At 65.5% G+C, this 679-nt stretch carries 2 pseudogenes; one reads left to right on the top strand and one right to left on the bottom strand.

What is annotated here, in order from left to right:
• A pseudogene (locus A5713_RS26695) lies at positions 1-608 on the bottom strand (class I SAM-dependent methyltransferase); the annotation flags it as partial.
• Between A5713_RS26695 and A5713_RS28565 the strand changes: the two are divergent.
• Positions 601-679, top strand: a pseudogene (locus tag A5713_RS28565) (class I SAM-dependent methyltransferase); the annotation flags it as partial. The pseudogenes A5713_RS26695 and A5713_RS28565 sit on opposite strands and share 8 nt — an antisense overlap.

Here is a 679-nt window from a genome sequence, read left to right as displayed (position 1 = left end):
GCCTGCTCGCGATTGGCCTCGAGGGCGGCAGCCCAGGTCTCCAGGGTCCTCGCGTAGTGCAGCTGCAGCGAGTGGACCCGGGTCAGCTCGAAGCCGGCCGTGACCGCGTACTCGCCGACGGTCTGCGGTGTCGGCAGCCACCCGCCGGGGAAGATCTCGGTCAAGATGAACTGCGAGAAGTGCACGATCTCGTGGGTCAGCTTCATGCCCCGCGCCCGGGCGTCTTTGAAGGACGGGCGAACGATGGTGTGCAGCAACATCACCCCGTCGGACGGCAGCGCCTGGTAGGCCATCTTGAAGAAGCGCCCGTAGCGTTGGCGGCCGAAGTGCTCGAAGGCGCCGATCGAGACGATGCGGTCGACGGGCTCGTGGAACTTCTCCCACCCCTCCAACAGCACCCGCCGGGTGCGGGGCGTGTCCATCTGGTCGAACGTCTTCTGCACATGCTCGGCCTGGTTCTCCGACAATGTCAGGCCCACGACGTTCACGTCGTACTTCTCAATGGCCCGCCGCATGGTGGCGCCCCAGCCGCAGCCGATGTCGAGCAGCGTCATCCCCGGCTCGAGCTTCAACTTGCCCAGCGCCAGATCGATTTTGGCCAGCTGCGCCTACTTCGAGCGTGACGACATGACCCTGGAAGAGGCGCAGCTGGCCAAAATCGATCTGGCGCTGGGCAAGT

The organism is Mycobacterium sp. E2497, assembly GCF_001668695.1.
Classification (GTDB): Bacteria; Actinomycetota; Actinomycetes; order Mycobacteriales; family Mycobacteriaceae; genus Mycobacterium.
This window is presented reverse-complemented; position numbering and strand designations above follow the sequence as displayed.